The sequence below is a fragment of the Nocardioides montaniterrae genome (assembly GCF_054782655.1).
The window spans coordinates 18,569-31,929 of record NZ_BAAGSB010000014.1; the positions used below are offsets into that span (position 1 = coordinate 18,569).

17 protein-coding genes and 1 riboswitch are annotated in these 13,361 nt (G+C 69.8%); of the genes, 1 reads left to right on the forward strand and 16 read right to left on the reverse strand.

Features of this window, described 5'->3' with window-relative positions; genetic code table 11:
• Nucleotides 1-23: 23 nt before the first annotated feature.
• The 8 genes from ACYVJ3_RS15295 to ACYVJ3_RS15330 all read right to left on the reverse strand — a co-directional run bounded on the left by ACYVJ3_RS15295 (nucleotide 24) and on the right by ACYVJ3_RS15330 (nucleotide 6,259).
• Entirely contained in the window at nucleotides 24-614 is a 591-nt protein-coding gene (locus ACYVJ3_RS15295; RefSeq protein ID WP_460853923.1) for a DinB family protein, read from the reverse strand.
• Nucleotides 611-1,669 carry a sensor histidine kinase gene (locus ACYVJ3_RS15300; protein ID WP_460853924.1) on the reverse strand — a complete coding sequence of 353 codons (1,059 nt, stop codon included), beginning with the start codon at nucleotides 1,667-1,669 and terminating at the stop codon, nucleotides 611-613. The genes ACYVJ3_RS15295 and ACYVJ3_RS15300 overlap by 4 nt, the downstream gene beginning before the upstream one ends.
• 25 nt (nucleotides 1,670-1,694) lie before the next feature.
• Nucleotides 1,695-3,203, reverse strand: coding sequence for an MFS transporter (locus ACYVJ3_RS15305; protein WP_460853925.1), 1,509 nt, complete (start codon nucleotides 3,201-3,203; stop codon nucleotides 1,695-1,697).
• 54 nt (nucleotides 3,204-3,257) lie between these two features.
• On the reverse strand, nucleotides 3,258-4,085 hold the full coding sequence (locus ACYVJ3_RS15310; RefSeq protein WP_460853926.1) for a TrmH family RNA methyltransferase: 828 nt from the start codon (nucleotides 4,083-4,085) through the stop codon (nucleotides 3,258-3,260).
• A 13-nt stretch (nucleotides 4,086-4,098) separates the two neighbouring features.
• Entirely contained in the window at nucleotides 4,099-4,482 is a 384-nt protein-coding gene (gene rplT, locus ACYVJ3_RS15315) for a 50S ribosomal protein L20 (RefSeq protein WP_460853927.1), read from the reverse strand.
• 44 nt (nucleotides 4,483-4,526) lie between these two features.
• Nucleotides 4,527-4,721, reverse strand: a complete 195-nt coding sequence (gene rpmI, locus ACYVJ3_RS15320; protein ID WP_460791649.1) for a 50S ribosomal protein L35 — start codon at nucleotides 4,719-4,721, stop codon at nucleotides 4,527-4,529.
• 37 nt (nucleotides 4,722-4,758) lie between these two features.
• Nucleotides 4,759-5,442 carry a translation initiation factor IF-3 gene (gene infC, locus ACYVJ3_RS15325; RefSeq protein ID WP_460853975.1) on the reverse strand — a complete coding sequence of 228 codons (684 nt, stop codon included), beginning with the start codon at nucleotides 5,440-5,442 and terminating at the stop codon, nucleotides 4,759-4,761.
• 268 nt (nucleotides 5,443-5,710) lie between these two features.
• Complete coding sequence (locus ACYVJ3_RS15330; protein WP_460853928.1) at nucleotides 5,711-6,259, reverse strand: SseB family protein; 549 nt, start codon at nucleotides 6,257-6,259, stop codon at nucleotides 5,711-5,713.
• Nucleotides 6,260-6,282: 23 nt separating this feature from the next.
• Here ACYVJ3_RS15330 and ACYVJ3_RS15335 point away from each other — a divergent pair, with 23 nt between their 5' ends.
• Nucleotides 6,283-7,191, forward strand: coding sequence for an aldose 1-epimerase family protein (locus tag ACYVJ3_RS15335; RefSeq protein WP_460853929.1), 909 nt, complete (start codon nucleotides 6,283-6,285; stop codon nucleotides 7,189-7,191).
• A 148-nt stretch (nucleotides 7,192-7,339) separates the two neighbouring features.
• Here ACYVJ3_RS15335 and ACYVJ3_RS15340 read toward each other — a convergent pair whose 3' ends face one another.
• The 8 genes from ACYVJ3_RS15340 to rpe all read right to left on the reverse strand — a co-directional run bounded on the left by ACYVJ3_RS15340 (nucleotide 7,340) and on the right by rpe (nucleotide 13,329).
• Nucleotides 7,340-7,843 (reverse strand): PH domain-containing protein, encoded by a 504-nt coding sequence (locus tag ACYVJ3_RS15340; RefSeq protein WP_460853930.1) that lies wholly within the window; start codon nucleotides 7,841-7,843, stop codon nucleotides 7,340-7,342.
• Nucleotides 7,827-8,669: an ATP phosphoribosyltransferase gene (gene hisG, locus ACYVJ3_RS15345; RefSeq protein WP_460853931.1), complete on the reverse strand. Its 843-nt coding sequence runs from the start codon at nucleotides 8,667-8,669 to the stop codon at nucleotides 7,827-7,829. The genes ACYVJ3_RS15340 and hisG overlap by 17 nt, the downstream gene beginning before the upstream one ends.
• Nucleotides 8,670-8,680: 11 nt before the next feature.
• Nucleotides 8,681-8,944 carry a phosphoribosyl-ATP diphosphatase gene (locus tag ACYVJ3_RS15350; RefSeq protein WP_460853932.1) on the reverse strand — a complete coding sequence of 88 codons (264 nt, stop codon included), beginning with the start codon at nucleotides 8,942-8,944 and terminating at the stop codon, nucleotides 8,681-8,683.
• A gap of 6 nt (nucleotides 8,945-8,950) precedes the next feature.
• Nucleotides 8,951-9,436 (reverse strand): 6,7-dimethyl-8-ribityllumazine synthase, encoded by a 486-nt coding sequence (gene ribH / locus ACYVJ3_RS15355; protein ID WP_460853933.1) that lies wholly within the window; start codon nucleotides 9,434-9,436, stop codon nucleotides 8,951-8,953.
• A gap of 1 nt (nucleotide 9,437) precedes the next feature.
• Complete coding sequence (locus tag ACYVJ3_RS15360; protein WP_460853934.1) at nucleotides 9,438-10,709, reverse strand: bifunctional 3,4-dihydroxy-2-butanone-4-phosphate synthase/GTP cyclohydrolase II; 1,272 nt, start codon at nucleotides 10,707-10,709, stop codon at nucleotides 9,438-9,440.
• A complete protein-coding gene (locus tag ACYVJ3_RS15365; protein ID WP_460853935.1) occupies nucleotides 10,706-11,320 on the reverse strand; it encodes a riboflavin synthase in 615 nt (204 codons plus the stop codon). Before ACYVJ3_RS15365 ends, ACYVJ3_RS15360 begins: the two co-directional genes overlap by 4 nt.
• 1 nt (nucleotide 11,321) lies before the next feature.
• Nucleotides 11,322-12,389, reverse strand: coding sequence for a bifunctional diaminohydroxyphosphoribosylaminopyrimidine deaminase/5-amino-6-(5-phosphoribosylamino)uracil reductase RibD (gene ribD / locus ACYVJ3_RS15370; protein WP_460853936.1), 1,068 nt, complete (start codon nucleotides 12,387-12,389; stop codon nucleotides 11,322-11,324).
• A gap of 73 nt (nucleotides 12,390-12,462) precedes the next feature.
• Nucleotides 12,463-12,604, reverse strand: a riboswitch (FMN riboswitch).
• 59 nt (nucleotides 12,605-12,663) lie between these two features.
• Nucleotides 12,664-13,329, reverse strand: a complete 666-nt coding sequence (gene rpe, locus ACYVJ3_RS15375; RefSeq protein ID WP_460853937.1) for a ribulose-phosphate 3-epimerase — start codon at nucleotides 13,327-13,329, stop codon at nucleotides 12,664-12,666.
• Between the last annotated feature and the right edge of the window lie 32 nt (nucleotides 13,330-13,361).

Sequence of the window (13,361 nt, forward strand, 5' to 3'; positions counted from 1 at the left end):
TCCGCGGGCGACCGGGATGCTGATCAGGCCGGGAACGACTCGGCGATCTGCCTGGCCCGGGCGAGGTACGCCGGCCAGTCGACACCGTCCGGGATGTTGTCACCGGGTGTGCGCAGGCCGGTCGCGCCATCGATCTGCTCCCGCAGGATGTCGGCATGGCCGGCGTGACGGTCTAGGTCGCCGGTGGTGTGCACCAGCATCCAGAGCAGGGTGACCTCGCGCCCGCCCCAGTGGGGCGGGCGGCCGACCGCGTCGAGCGGCAAGGCCTCGATGGTCTGGTCGGCGAACGCCCAGACCCGGCGGTAGAACGCGATCAGGTCGGCGAGGGGCACCTCCGCAGGCAGCAGCCAGTCGGCCTGGGGGTCCTCGTCGTACGCCTCCTCACGGATGAAGCAGGGGTGCTCGGGCTCGGCCCACTCACGGCCGAAGGTCGGCCCGAAGTAGACGACCTCGACGTTTGCGCAGTGCAGCAGGATGCCGCTGAGGCTGGTGCCGGTCGGCGTACGAGGCAGGCGTGCTTCACGTTCGCCCAGTTCGGCGACCTTGCTCACGAGCGCCGTACGCGTCTCCTGGAGGTAGCGCCGCAGCACGTCCTTCGGGTCGGCGTCGGTCATGGCTGCTCCTCCTCCGCAAGAGGTTCGATCACCGGCCAGCGGGTGGTGAACATGCCACCGCCACCGGGCGCATCGCCGATCACGGCCAGGCCGCCATGGGCCCGCATCAGCCCGTGCACGATGTAGAGCCCGAGCCCGGACCCGCCGCCGCTGCCGGACGTCCAGAACTTCGTGAACACCCGCTCGCGCTGCTCCTCCGGGATGCCCTCGCCCTCGTCGGTGACGACCACCTCGGCGTACGCCGGATCGGCGGGTGCGGGACGGACGACGACCCGCACCCGGCCCTCGCCGTGGCGTACGCCGTTCTCGACGATGTTGGTCAGCACCTGCACGACCTTGTCGGGGTCGGCATCGATCATCGGCACGTCGGCGACCTCGAGAGCGATCTCGCGCGAGGTGGAGGCTGAGACGAGGTCGACGACGCGACGTGCCTTGAGCGCCAGATCGGTCGGGCGCTTGTGGAGCTGGAGCCGCCCCGTGTCGATCCGGGCGACGTCGAGCAGCTCGGCGATGAGCCGACTCAGCCGATCGGCGTCGGTGGCGACCGTGGTCAGCATCAATCGCTTCTGGTCGTCGGTCAGCTTGTCCCAGCGGTTGAGCATCGCGTGCACGAAGCCCTTGACCCCGCTGAGCGGCGAGCGGAGCTCGTGAGCCACCGTGGCGACCAGGTCCGAGCGCTCGCGGTCGAGGCGTGCGCGGCCGCGGCCCGATCGCAGGCTGACGGCGACGCTCCGGATCGGGCCCAGCCGCTCCTCCCTGACCAGTCGGACCGTCACCAGCACCTCGGTCCCGTCGGGCAGCAGCCAGCTCTGCTCGGGCACACCGGTCCGGATCGCCAGGCCGACGTAGGGGTCGACCAGGTCGATCCACCGGGCACCGGCGTGATCGGTGAGCGTCAGGACGTCGCCGAGCTTGTATCCCTCGACCGCGGCGGCCCTGATGCCGAGCATCACGGCCGCCGCGTGGTTGACCAGCACGACGCGACCCTCGCCGTCGGCGAGCACGACGCCGTCCGGCAACAGATCGATCGCCTCCACCGGCACGTCCTCGGGCATGGATCGAACCTATCCCCCAGCCTGCTCAGGCCGGCTCGGGCAGCACGCCCTCGGCCGACTCGGCCTCAGCGACCTCCACCAGCGGGTTGCGGGGTACGGCGAGCACGTGCTCCATCAGCGCGAGCACGAGGATGCCGCCGACCGCGAGCGAGACGGCGCCGATCCAGTAGGTGATCTGGGTACCGCCCGCGAGGTCCCCGAGGATGTGGCCACCCGGCAGGGTGACCTTGTGCCCGTTGAACAGGATCGGGTGGTTGTCGGAGTAGCGGGTCGCGATGCTCGCCAGCGTCGCGAGACCGAGCGCACCGCCGATCTGCTGGATGGCCTGCTGGATGCCGGAGGCGAGCGAGGAGTCCTCTCCCGTCACCTGGTGCAGCGAGGCGTTGCCGATCGCGGGGAAGCTCAGACCGGAGCCGAGGGCGAGAAGCACCATGCCGGGGAGGATCTGGGACCAGTAGCTGATGTCGCCGGCGGCACCGTTGCCGATCATCGAGGACAGACCCATGCCGATCGCGTCGAGGAGGAAGCCCACCGCCAGCAGGCGCTTCACGCCGATCCGCGGCATCAGCCCGGTGCCGATCCCGATGCCCGCGCCGATGCACAGCCCGAACGGGAGATAGGACAAGCCGGACTTGATCGAGCCCCACTGCATCACCTGCTGCTCGACCAGCGTCAGCAGGAAGAAGTAGGAGAAGAAGGCCGAGGAGAAGAACAGCGTGACGATGTTGGTGACGACGCGGGTGCGGTTGCGGAAGAACGAGAGCGGAATCAGCGGGTCGCTCGACCTCGCCTCGATGATGACCATCAGCACCAGCAGCGCCAGCCCGCCACCGATGGAGGCGAGGACACCGGTCGAGCCCCACGGGTGATCGGCCGCCCGCAACAGGCCGTAGACCAGCGAGAGCAGACCGGCGGTGCCGGTGATGGCGCCGAGGAAGTCCGGCCGGTGCGCGTTGGCGGAGCGGCTCTCGGAGACCAGGCGCGGGACGAAGATCAGGGCGACGATCGCGACCGGGACGTTGATGAAGAAGATCCAGCGCCAGTCGAGGTGCGTGATGAAGCCGGAGATCACCGTGCCGGAGGTGCCGCCGAGCCCGGCCAGGCCGCCGAAGATGCCGAGCGCCTTGATGCGCTCGGCCGGGTCGGTGAACAGGATCGCGATGATGCCGAGCGAGGCCGGCGCGGCGAGCGCCTCACCCATGCCCTGCACGAAGCGCGAGACGTCCATCATCAGACCCGACTGGGCGAACCCGCAGGTCGCCGAGGCGACGCCGAAGAGCGCGACGCCGACGAGGAAGGTCGCGCGCCGGCCCAGGAGGTCGGCCAACCGACCGCCCAGGAGGAGCAGGCCACCGGCGGCGAGGACATAGGCCTCGACCACCCAGGCGAGGCTCGCCTCGGACATCTTCAGGTCGGTCTGGATGCTGGGCAGGGCGACGTTCACGACCGTGACGTCGAGGATGAGCATGAACTGGATGAGCCCCAGCACGCCGAGGGCCTTCCAGCGACGCGGGTCGCTCTCAATGGTCGTCATGACGGCAGCATGGCACCGAGCACCGACAGTCGACCTCAGGATTTCACTTCGGGCTCAGCGAGCGCGCTGGAGCCTCGCCGACGTGTAGAGGCAGAGCGCCGCGGCGGTGCTCAGGTTGAGGCTCTCGGCGCGGCCGTGGATCGGGATGGAGACCCGGTGGTCGGCCAGCTCCGCGAGCTCGGCCGGCAGGCCCCAGGCCTCGTTGCCGAACAGCCACGCGGTCGGCCCGGCGAGCAGCTCGTCGGCCTCGAAGAGGTCGATCTCTCCCCCGCCGTCGGCGGCGAGGACGGTCAGTCCCGCGGCCTGTGCGGCACGTACGGCGGCCGCCGGGTCGCGCTCGATCCCGAACGGCACGTGGAACAGGCTGCCCACGCTCGCGCGGACCGTCTTGGGGTTGTAGGGATCCACCGAGTCGCCGGCGAACACCACGCCGTCGGCACCGGCCGCATCGGCGCACCGCATCACGGTGCCGGCGTTGCCGGGGTCGCGGATGTCGGCGCAGATCGCGGCCAGACGGTGGTCTCGGTGCACCTCGTCGCTGGCGCCCGTCGGCACTCGACCGACGATGGTCGCCAGCGGCTCGTCGAAGTGGCGGACCACCCCGACCAGGCCGGCGGGGTTGACGCTGTCGGAGAGGGCGGCCATGGCCCGGTCGTCGACCAGGGTCACGGAGGCGTCACCGAGCAGGTCGGCGTACCTCTCGGACGCGAGCGGGGTGGCGAACACCTCGACCACTCGCGAGGGACGCTCGAGGGCGCCCTCGACGGCCTTCGGGCCGTCGGCAAGGAAGAGCCGCCGCTCGGATCGCTCCGAGCGGCGGCTCAGCTTCCGGGCCTCCTTGACGCGAGCGTTGCTCGCAGCGAGGGGCGCGGTGTCGTTCAACGGTGGGACAGGCTCAGGCGTTGGCCGGAGCGTTCACGTCGGCCGGAAGAGCAGCCTTCGCGGTCGCGACGAGCGAGTTGAACGCCTTGACGTCGTTGACGGCCAGGTCGGCGAGGATCTTGCGGTCGACCTCGACGCCCGCCAGGTTCAGGCCCTGGATGAAGCGGTTGTAGGTCATGCCCTCGGCGCGAGCGGCAGCGTTGATGCGCTGGATCCACAGGCGGCGGAAGTTGCCCTTGTTCTTCTTGCGGTCGTTGTAGCTGTAGACCAGGGAGTGGGTGACCTGCTCCTTGGCCTTGCGGTACAGACGCGACCGCTGGCCGCGGTAACCGCTGGCGCGGTCGAGGGTGGTACGACGCTTCTTGGCGGCGTTTACTGCGCGCTTGACGCGAGCCATCTCTAACTCCTACTTCTCGGGTGTTCGCTTAAGAGTGCTCAGGCTCAGAGGCCGAGCATCTTCTTCGCGCGGGGGACGTCGTTCTTGGCGACCTCGACGTTGCCGGTGAGGCGACGCGTGACCTTGGAGGCCTTCTTCTCGAGGTTGTGGCGCTTGCCGGCCTTCTCCCGCAGGATCTTGCCGCTGCCGGTCACCTTGAAGCGCTTCTTGGCACCCGAGTGGGTCTTGTTCTTCGGCATCTCGTTGCTCTCTCTACTCAGCTGGAAGCTTCAGGGCTTACAGGTCGATGTCGGGGTCGAGGGCCTCGTTGGCCCGCTTGGCCTTCTTCGGCGTGCTGGCGGGGGCGGCGCGGCGCTGGGCCAGCTCGGCCTGCTCGGCGGCCACCTCGTCGGCCTTCTCGGCCGCGGCCTCTTCCTTCGCGGCCTTGACCTCGGCCAGGGCCGTGGCCTTCTTCTTGTTCGGACCGATGACCATGGTCATGTTCCGGCCGTCCTGCTTGGGCGAGGACTCGACGAAGCCCAGCTCCTGCACGTCCTCGGCCAGCTTCTGCAGCAGGCGGAAGCCGAGCTCGGGGCGGTGCTGCTCGCGACCGCGGAACATGATCGTGATCTTGACCTTGTCGCCGGCGTTCAGGAAGCGGACGACGTGGCCCTTCTTGGTCTCGTAGTCGTGCTGGTCGATCTTCGGACGAAGCTTCATCTCCTTGATGATCACGTTCGTCTGGTTCCGACGCGCCTCACGGGCCTTCTGGGCGTTCTCGTACTTGAACTTCCCGTAGTCCATGAGCTTGCAGACGGGCGGCTTGCCCATCGGAGCGATCTCGACGAGATCCAGGTCGGCCTCCTGGGCCAGCTTGAGAGCCTGGTCGGTCGACACGATGCCGACGGTCTCTCCATTGGGTCCGACGAGGCGGACCTCGGGTACCCGGATCCGCTCGTTGATACGCAGCTCGGTGCTGATGTGTCCTCCAAGTTCGACTGGTTCGAGGCCACTTCGCTCAAAACGAGAAGTGGCTCCCGCTGGTGCAAGCGGAAGCCAGTCGACGACACCGGTGCCTCCCCGGGAACGGTGTCCTGGGGGCCTGGGTCATGCGGACCTGGACCCGACGACCTGTTGCCCAGCAGGCTGGGCGGGCGATCGATGCGGGTGGGAGACGATGTGGTGCTGGTCCCCGCTTGAGGATCTGTCACTGCATTCTCATGAGGCGACAGATCGGTCAACAGCAAGACTAACGGTTGTGTTCCCCGGTGTGCGAATCCTCGGGGTCGGTTCCGAGCCAGGCCCACTGCCCGTCCGGCAGCCGCACGGGCCGCCATCCGGAGGCGACGCGGTGGAGGTCGTCACCGTCGACCACGAAGCGGGTCGGACCGGCCACGTCGACGACGACAGCGGCCGCACCTTCCTGGATCGCGGTCTGCGCCGCGAGATGGGCCGCGACCGGCACCGGCCGCGCGTCGGCCTGCCATGCCCGCAGGGTGTCGGTGCTGGTGAAGGCGAGCAGCGCCATCCGCCCGTCGGCACCGGTCAGCAGCACGGCCGCCATGTCGCTGGTCTTGTCGCGTGCCAGCCCGTCCTCGCCGACCTCCACGTCACCGAGCACCGCGACGACCGGGACCAGGAGGCGGGCACCGGCCATCGCCGCGAGCACCTGGGGATAGGCGGACCTGTCGCCGGCGTACGCCTGCAGCGCGATGACGAGCTGCTCGTCGGCCGAGCCGTCGTCGTCGACGTACACGGAACCCTGCAGGAGCCGCTGGTTCGGGTGCTCGTCACTCACCGCCCCATCGTCCCATCCCTAGGATGGCGGGCGTGCTGGCGCCCAGTGGTGAGCAATACCGGATCGAGTCCGACGGGTACGTCGCCGTCGTCACCCAGAGCGGCGGGGCGCTCCGCGCCCTGTCGTACGCCGGCCGCGGGCTGGTCGACGGCTTCGCGGAGTCCGAGATGTCCTTCGGCGGACGCGGGCAGCTGCTGATGCCGTGGCCCAACCGGCTGCGCGACGGGCGCTACACCTGGAACGGCAAGGACCAGCAGCTCGCGCTGACCGAGCCCAAGCGACACAACGCCTCGCACGGGCTGGTGCGGTGGGCGGCGTTCTCGCTGGTCTCGCGCACGGACTCGGAGGTCGTGCTGGGCTACCGGCTCCCTGCCCAGACCGGCTACCCGTGGACGCTCGACGTCACGGTCACCTACGCCGTGGGTCACGACGGACTCACCGTCACCCAGTCGGCGACGAACATGAGCGACGAGGCAGCGCCGTACGCCTCGGGTGCCCACCCGTACCTGCAGGCCGACGAGGGCGGCAGCTGCGACGGCTGGACGATGACCAACCCGGCGGCGACGCGGCTCCTCGTCGACGAGGAGCGCCTGCTCCCGCTGACCCGCGAGGCCGTGGACGCCGGCGACCTCGACTTCCGCGAGCCGCAGACGATCGGCGGAGTCGTCATCAACGACGCCTTCACCGACCTCGGCCCGAACGCCCGAGCGCGCCTGACGAACCAGGATGGCGACGGTGTCGAGATCTGGGTCGACGAGCACCACAGGTGGCTGCAGGTCTACACCGCCGACGACACGGCCACTCCGCGGCGCAGCGTGGCGATCGAGCCGATGACGGCTCCCCCGGACGCCTTCAACTCCACCGACGACCTGATCACGCTCGAGCCGGGTCAGACCTTCAGCGCGAGCTGGGGCATCAGCGCAGTGTCGTGACCGACGGGCGCCCCGTCATCTCGCGGTGCCAGCCTCGGACACCACCAGCCCCACGCGTCACCTGCTCTCACCACTTCCTGAACTTCCAGACCGATGCATCGGGGTGGAAGTTCAGGAATCACCGGTGAACCGGTGATTCCTGCACCGCTCAGGTGTCGGACTGCCCGGCCCTGAGGGCCAGGTAGGTCTTCAGCTCACGTACGGCGTAGCGCGCACGGGCACCGTCGGACTGGTGGACGCCCATCGCCGAGCGGGTCGTGCCGTCGGCCAGGTCGAGGGTCGGCCAGGGAGCACCCTTGGGCATGCGGATCGCGACGATCTGCGCCCACTCGTACTCGCGACGACGGAAGCCGTTCACGATCGTCACGCCGGCCTCGGTCGCGGTGATCCGCGAGCGGGCCAGCGCCACGAGGAAGCCGACTCCGAGCAGCACGAAGGCCGCGACGGTCCCCTGCTGCAGCGGCGTGATCGCGTCCTTGGTCTGCTGCGGCAGCGTGAACCACATGAACAGGAAGATCCCGACGAGCACGACCGCGAAGGCGATCGCGGCATAGCGCGGGCCCAGCGGCCGCCAGGTGCGCGGCAGCGGCGGCATCTTCGCGAGCCGCGGCTCCCCCGAGCCCGGCCCCGCGCTGTCAGAGCCGGCAGGCATGCAGGTCGGTGGTGATGATGCCGCGAGCCCCGAGACCGTAGAGGTCGTCCATGATCCGCTGGGCCTTGTCCTTCTCGACCATCGACCGGACGGCGACCCAGCCCTCGCGGTGCAGCGGGCTGACCGTCGGGCTCTCGATGCCAGGGGTCAGGCCGACAGCGGTCTCGACCTGGGCGGCGGGGATGTCGTAGTCCATCATCACGTAGGCCCGCGCCACCAGGACGCCCTGCAGCCGGCGGATGAAGATCTCGAGGCCGTCGGGCTGCGCGCCCGGGCGGGTGATCATGATGCCCTCGGACTCGAGGATCGGGTCGCCGAAGACCTCCAGTCCGGCGTTGCGCAGGCTGGTGCCGGTCTCGACCACGTCGGCGATCGCGTCGGCCACGCCGAGCTTGATGCTGGACTCGACGGCGCCGTCGAGGCGCACGACCGTCGCGGCGATGCCCTTGGACTCGAGGTAGCGGCCGAGCATGCCGTCGTACGACGTCGCGATGCGCTTGCCGTTCAGGTCGGTCTCGGACGCGCAGGTGCCCGGCTCGGCGGCGAAGCGGAACTTCGAGCGACCGAAGCCGAGCTGCATCGCCTCGTCGGCCTTCGCGCCGGAGTCGAGCAGCAGGTCACGACCGGTGATGCCGACGTCGAGGGTGCCCTCGCCGACGTACACCGCGATGTCCTTGGGGCGCAGGTAGAAGAACTCGACGCCGTTGTCGGGATCGAGCTTGGTGAGCTGCTTGGACTCGCTGCGCTGGGCGTAGCCCGCCTCGCGCAGCATCGTCGAGGCGGACTCGGACAGCGCGCCCTTGTTGGGTACGGCGACCTTGAGCATCGTGCGATTCCTCAGAGCTGGGAGTAGACGTCGTCGAGCGTCAGGTCGCTCGCGATCATGAGGACCTGGGCGTGGTACAGCAGCTGGCTGATCTCGAGGGCGGTGGCTTCCTTGCCCTCGAACCGGGCGGCCATCCAGGACTCGGCGGCCTCCTCGATCAGCTTCTTGCCGATCGCATGGACACCGGCGTCCAGCTGCTTGACGGTGCCGGAACCCTCCGGCCGCGTGCGTGCCTTCTCGCTGAGCTCGGCGAACAGCTGGTCGAACGTCTTCACGAGGCGTCAGCCTACGGCGTGACGCTTGAGCTTGCGCAGGGTGTACGCCGTGAGCAGCGCCGCGGACGTCGCCTCGTACCCCTTGTCCTCCTTGGAGCCGGGCAGTCCGGCGCGGTCCAGCGCCTGCTGCTCGTCGTCGCAGGTGAGGACACCGAAGCCGACCGGGGTCTGCGCGTCGATGGAGACGCGGGTCAGTCCGTCGGTCGCGGCGTTGCAGACGTATTCGAAGTGCGGGGTGCCGCCACGGATGACGACCCCGAAGGCGACGATCGCGTCGTACGTCGGCGCGAGGGCCGCCGCGGCGACGGGGAGCTCGAACGCCCCGGGCACGCGGACGATGACGGGAGCCTCCACCTTGAAGTCGTCGAGCGCGCGCTGGGCGCCGGCGAGCAGGCCGTCCATGACCTCGGTGTGCCAGCTGGCGGCGACGACCGCGACCCGCAGGTCGTGGCAGTCGACGATCTCGGCCTCGGGGGCGCCGTGTCCGGCCATGTCAGGCTCCTTCGCTCGTGGTGGAGGCGGTGGCGAGGTCGGGCAGGTCGTGGCCCATCCGGTCGCGCTTGGTGGTGAGGTACGCGAGGTTGTGGTCGTTGGGGTGCGGCGTCAGCGGCACCCGCTCGGCGACCTTGATGCCGTAGTCGGCGACGTTGTCGACCTTGTCGGGGTTGTTGGTCATCAGCCGCACCTGCTCGACGCCGAGGTCGCGCAGGATCTGCGTGGCCGCGCCGTAGTGACGCGCGTCGGCCGGCAGGCCCAGGTCGAGGTTGGCGTCGACGGTGTCGCGGCCGCCGTCCTGCAGCTGGTAGGCCTGCAGCTTGGCGACCAGGCCGATGCCCCGGCCCTCGTGACCACGGAGGTACACCACGACACCGCGGCCCTCCGCGACGATCCGGTCCATCGCCTCGTCGAGCTGCGGCCCGCAGTCGCAGCGCTGGGAGCCGAAGACGTCGCCGGTCAGGCACTCGGAGTGGATCCGGGTCAGCACCGGCTCGCCGGTGCGGAGCTCGGCCGGGTCGCCGTACACGAGGGCGACGTGCTCGCTGTCGTCGACCGTGATCGTGTAGCCGAACGCGGTGAACTCGCCGTGCGTGGTGGGCAGGCGGGTCTCAGCGTTGCGGATCACGTGGACCTCGGTACGCCGACGGTGCCGGACCAGGTCCTCGATGGAGATCATCGCCAGGCCGTGCTCGTCGGCGAACGCGCGCAGCTCGTCGGCACGCTTCATGGTGCCGTCCTCGTTGACCACCTCGACCAGGACACCGGCGGGCGTCAGGCCGGCCAGGCGAGCCAGGTCGACGGCCGCCTCGGTGTGGCCGCGGCGGACCAGGACGCCACCCTCGCGGTAGCGCAGCGGGAACACGTGGCCGGGACGCGTGAGCTCCCACGGCTCGGTGGCGCTGTCGGCCAGGACGCGGGCGGTGTGGGCGCGGTCCTTGGCCGAGATGCCGGTGGAGACGCCGTCGCGGGCGTCGACCGAGATCGTGTACGCCGTGCGGTAGGCGTCCTTGTTGTGCGGGGTCATCAGCGGGATCTCGAGGCGGTCGAGCATGTCGCCCGGCATCGGCACGCAGATCACGCCGCTGGAGTGGCGGATCGTGAACGCCATCAGCTCGGGCGTCGCCTTCGACGCGGCGAAGATGATGTCGCCCTCGTTCTCACGACCTTCGTCGTCGACGACGATGACGGCCTTGCCGGCCGCGATGTCGGCGATCGCGCGCTCGACGTCGTCGAGGCGTACGCCGCCGTGCTGGACGGTCTTGCTCATCGGGTCACTCCGCTCTGGAGAAGCTTCTCCACGTGCTTGGCCAGGATGTCGGCCTCGAGGTTGACGCGGTCTCCGACCTTGCGGAAGCCGAGGGTGGTGCGGGCGAGGGTCTCGGGGATCAGGCTGATCGTGAAGCGGTCGGCCCCGGCCTCGACGACCGTGAGGCTGATGCCGTCGACGGTGATCGAGCCCTTGTCGACCAGGTAGCGGGCCAGGTGCTCGGGCAGCGAGAGCTCGACGACCTCCCAGTGCTCGCTGGGGGTGCGGGACAGGACCGTGCCGACACCGTCGACGTGGCCCTGCACGATGTGGCCGCCGAGGCGGGTCTGCGGGGTGACCGCGCGCTCGAGGTTGACCTTGTCGCCCGGGCTGCGGTCGCCCAGCGTGGTCTTGTCGAGCGACTCCTGCATCACGTCGCAGGTCCAGACGGTCGTCCCCTCAGCGGTCGAGCCCGTCGAGACGACGGTGAGGCAGCAGCCGTTGACGGCGATGGAGTCACCGAGGCTGACGTCCTCGAGCACGATCGACGCCTCGATGGTGAGGCGTACGGCGTCCCCCTGGTCCTCGATCGCGACGACGGTGCCGAGCTCCTCGACGATGCCGGTGAACATCTCAGTCCTCCTCGGACGGGACGGGGCGCGGACGCAGGGTCAGGCGCAGGTTGATGAGCTCGTCGTCAGGGTCGCCGGACTCGGGGATCAGGACCAGGGAATCGACCAGGTCGAACCGAAGGGCCCCCTCGATGTTGCGGATGCCCAGCCGGCCGACGGCCGACCGTCCGCCGCCGAGCAGGCTCGGCGCGAGGTAGGTGACGATCTCGTCGACGACACCGGCCTTGAGGAACGCGGCCGCGAGCTTGGGGCCGCCCTCGAAGAAGACGTGCTGGGTGGCGTGCTCGGCGTACAGCTGCTGCAGCGCCTCGAGCGGGTCGTGGGTGCGCAGCTGGACGGTGGTCGCCGCGTCGTCGAAGACCCGACGGGTCGGCGGGAGCTCCCGGTTGCCGACGACGACGCGCAGCGGCTGGTCGCCGACGAGCTCGCCCGCGGCGTCACGAACGGTCAGGTGCGGGTTGTCGACCTCGACGGTGTTGGCGCCGACCATGATCGCGTCGCACAGGCTGCGCAGCACGTGCGCGTCACGACGCGCGGAGGCGCTGCTCACCCAGCGGCTGCTGCCATCGGTGGCGGCGCTGCGGCCGTCGAGGGTGGTGGCGAACTTCCAGGTGACGAACGGGCGGCCGTTCTCATGGGCGAAGGTCCACGCCGGGTTGAGGGCGCGCGCCTCGTCGGCGAGCAGGCCCTCGTCGACCTCGATGCCGGCCTGCGCGAGCGTGTCGAGCCCGCCCCACGCGTCGGGGTTAGGGTCGCGCTGGGCGACGACCACTCGGCGTACGCCGGCCGCGATCAGCGCCTCGGCACACGGACCCGTGCGTCCGGTGTGGTTGCACGGCTCGAGGGTCACGACGGCGGTCGCGCCCCGGGCGCTCTCCCCCGCGGCGCGCAGCGCCTCGACCTCGGCGTGCGGCGTGCCCGCGCCGTGGTGGTATCCCTCACCGACGATGGTGCCGTCGTCCGCGAGCAGCACGCAGCCGACCCGCGGGTTGGGATGGAGGGGTACGCCGGGGCTCGCTGCCAGGGCGAGCGCGCGCCGCATGGCGTCGTACTCATCGGCGAATGCCACGGTCTGCTCCTAGGGATCCTGAACGCGGACTCCGGGGACCTGTGGGCTCACGACGCACGTGAGGCGTCGAGAGGTGCGTGCGCTTCCCATCCGGACTTTGACCGTCGGTGCAGGATTCCCACCTGCTCAACCGATCACTGGCTGTGATCGGGTCGCGGACTTCTGATCGCTCAGTCACCGCCGGCTCGGAGTTTCACCGACCCCAGAGCACGCTTGCTCTATGTGGGCCAATCGTCCCACAGGCGGCTTTGTTCCCGAGCGTGAAGGTGCTCACTTAGTGGGAACAGGCGCTGGTCGCCCGATCGCGCAGCGCGGTGATCATCGCGTCGGGGTCATCGGCGGAGTAGACCGCCGAGCCGGCGACGAACGTGTCGGCGCCCGCCTCAGCACAGCGCTCGATCGTCTCCAGGCTCACGCCGCCGTCGACCTGGAGCCAGGTCTCGATGCCGTGCTTGTCGAGCATCTGACGCGCACGACGGATCTTGGGCAGGCAGAGGTCGAGGAACTTCTGGCCGCCGAAGCCGGGCTCGACGGTCATGATCAGCAGCATGTCGAGCTCGGGCAGCAGGTCCTCGTAGGGCTCGATCGGCGTGGCCGGCTTGAGCGCCATGCTCGCCCGCGCCCCGGCCTTGCGGATCTCGCGCGCCAGCCGGACCGGCGCCTTCGCCGCCTCGACGTGGAAGGTGACGCTCGAGCAACCCGCCTCGACGTACGCCACGGCGTTGCGGTCGGCGTCCTCGATCATCAGGTGCGCGTCCAGCGGGGTGTCGGTGCTGCGGGCGAGCGCCTCGACCATGGTCGGGCCGAAGGTCAGGTTCGGGACGAAGTGGTTGTCCATCACGTCGACGTGGATCCAGTCCGCGCTGGGGATGCGCGCGACCTCCGCGCCCAGCTGGGCGAAGTCGGCGTTCAGGATGGACGGCGTGATCTGGATCCCCACGGGTCGTGAGTCTAGGCGTCGCGGGGAGAATG

Bases quoted from the DNA above. Each gene is read 5' to 3' on its own strand.
- ACYVJ3_RS15300 (WP_460853924.1), bottom strand. From the start codon at position 1,669: ATGCCCGAGGACGTGCCGGTGGAGGCGATCGATCTGTTGCCGGACGGC.
- hisG (WP_460853931.1), bottom strand. From the start codon at position 8,669: ATGCTCAAGGTCGCCGTACCCAACAAGGGCGCGCTGTCCGAGTCCGCC.
- ACYVJ3_RS15335 (WP_460853929.1), top strand. From the start codon at position 6,283: ATGGCGGGCGTGCTGGCGCCCAGTGGTGAGCAATACCGGATCGAGTCC.
- rplT (WP_460853927.1), bottom strand. From the start codon at position 4,482: ATGGCTCGCGTCAAGCGCGCAGTAAACGCCGCCAAGAAGCGTCGTACC.
- ACYVJ3_RS15360 (WP_460853934.1), bottom strand. From the start codon at position 10,709: ATGAGCAAGACCGTCCAGCACGGCGGCGTACGCCTCGACGACGTCGAG.
- ACYVJ3_RS15365 (WP_460853935.1), bottom strand. From the start codon at position 11,320: ATGTTCACCGGCATCGTCGAGGAGCTCGGCACCGTCGTCGCGATCGAG.
- ACYVJ3_RS15340 (WP_460853930.1), bottom strand. From the start codon at position 7,843: ATGCCTGCCGGCTCTGACAGCGCGGGGCCGGGCTCGGGGGAGCCGCGG.
- ACYVJ3_RS15305 (WP_460853925.1), bottom strand. From the start codon at position 3,203: ATGACGACCATTGAGAGCGACCCGCGTCGCTGGAAGGCCCTCGGCGTG.
- ribH (WP_460853933.1), bottom strand. From the start codon at position 9,436: ATGGCCGGACACGGCGCCCCCGAGGCCGAGATCGTCGACTGCCACGAC.
- rpmI (WP_460791649.1), bottom strand. From the start codon at position 4,721: ATGCCGAAGAACAAGACCCACTCGGGTGCCAAGAAGCGCTTCAAGGTG.
- ACYVJ3_RS15295 (WP_460853923.1), bottom strand. From the start codon at position 614: ATGACCGACGCCGACCCGAAGGACGTGCTGCGGCGCTACCTCCAGGAG.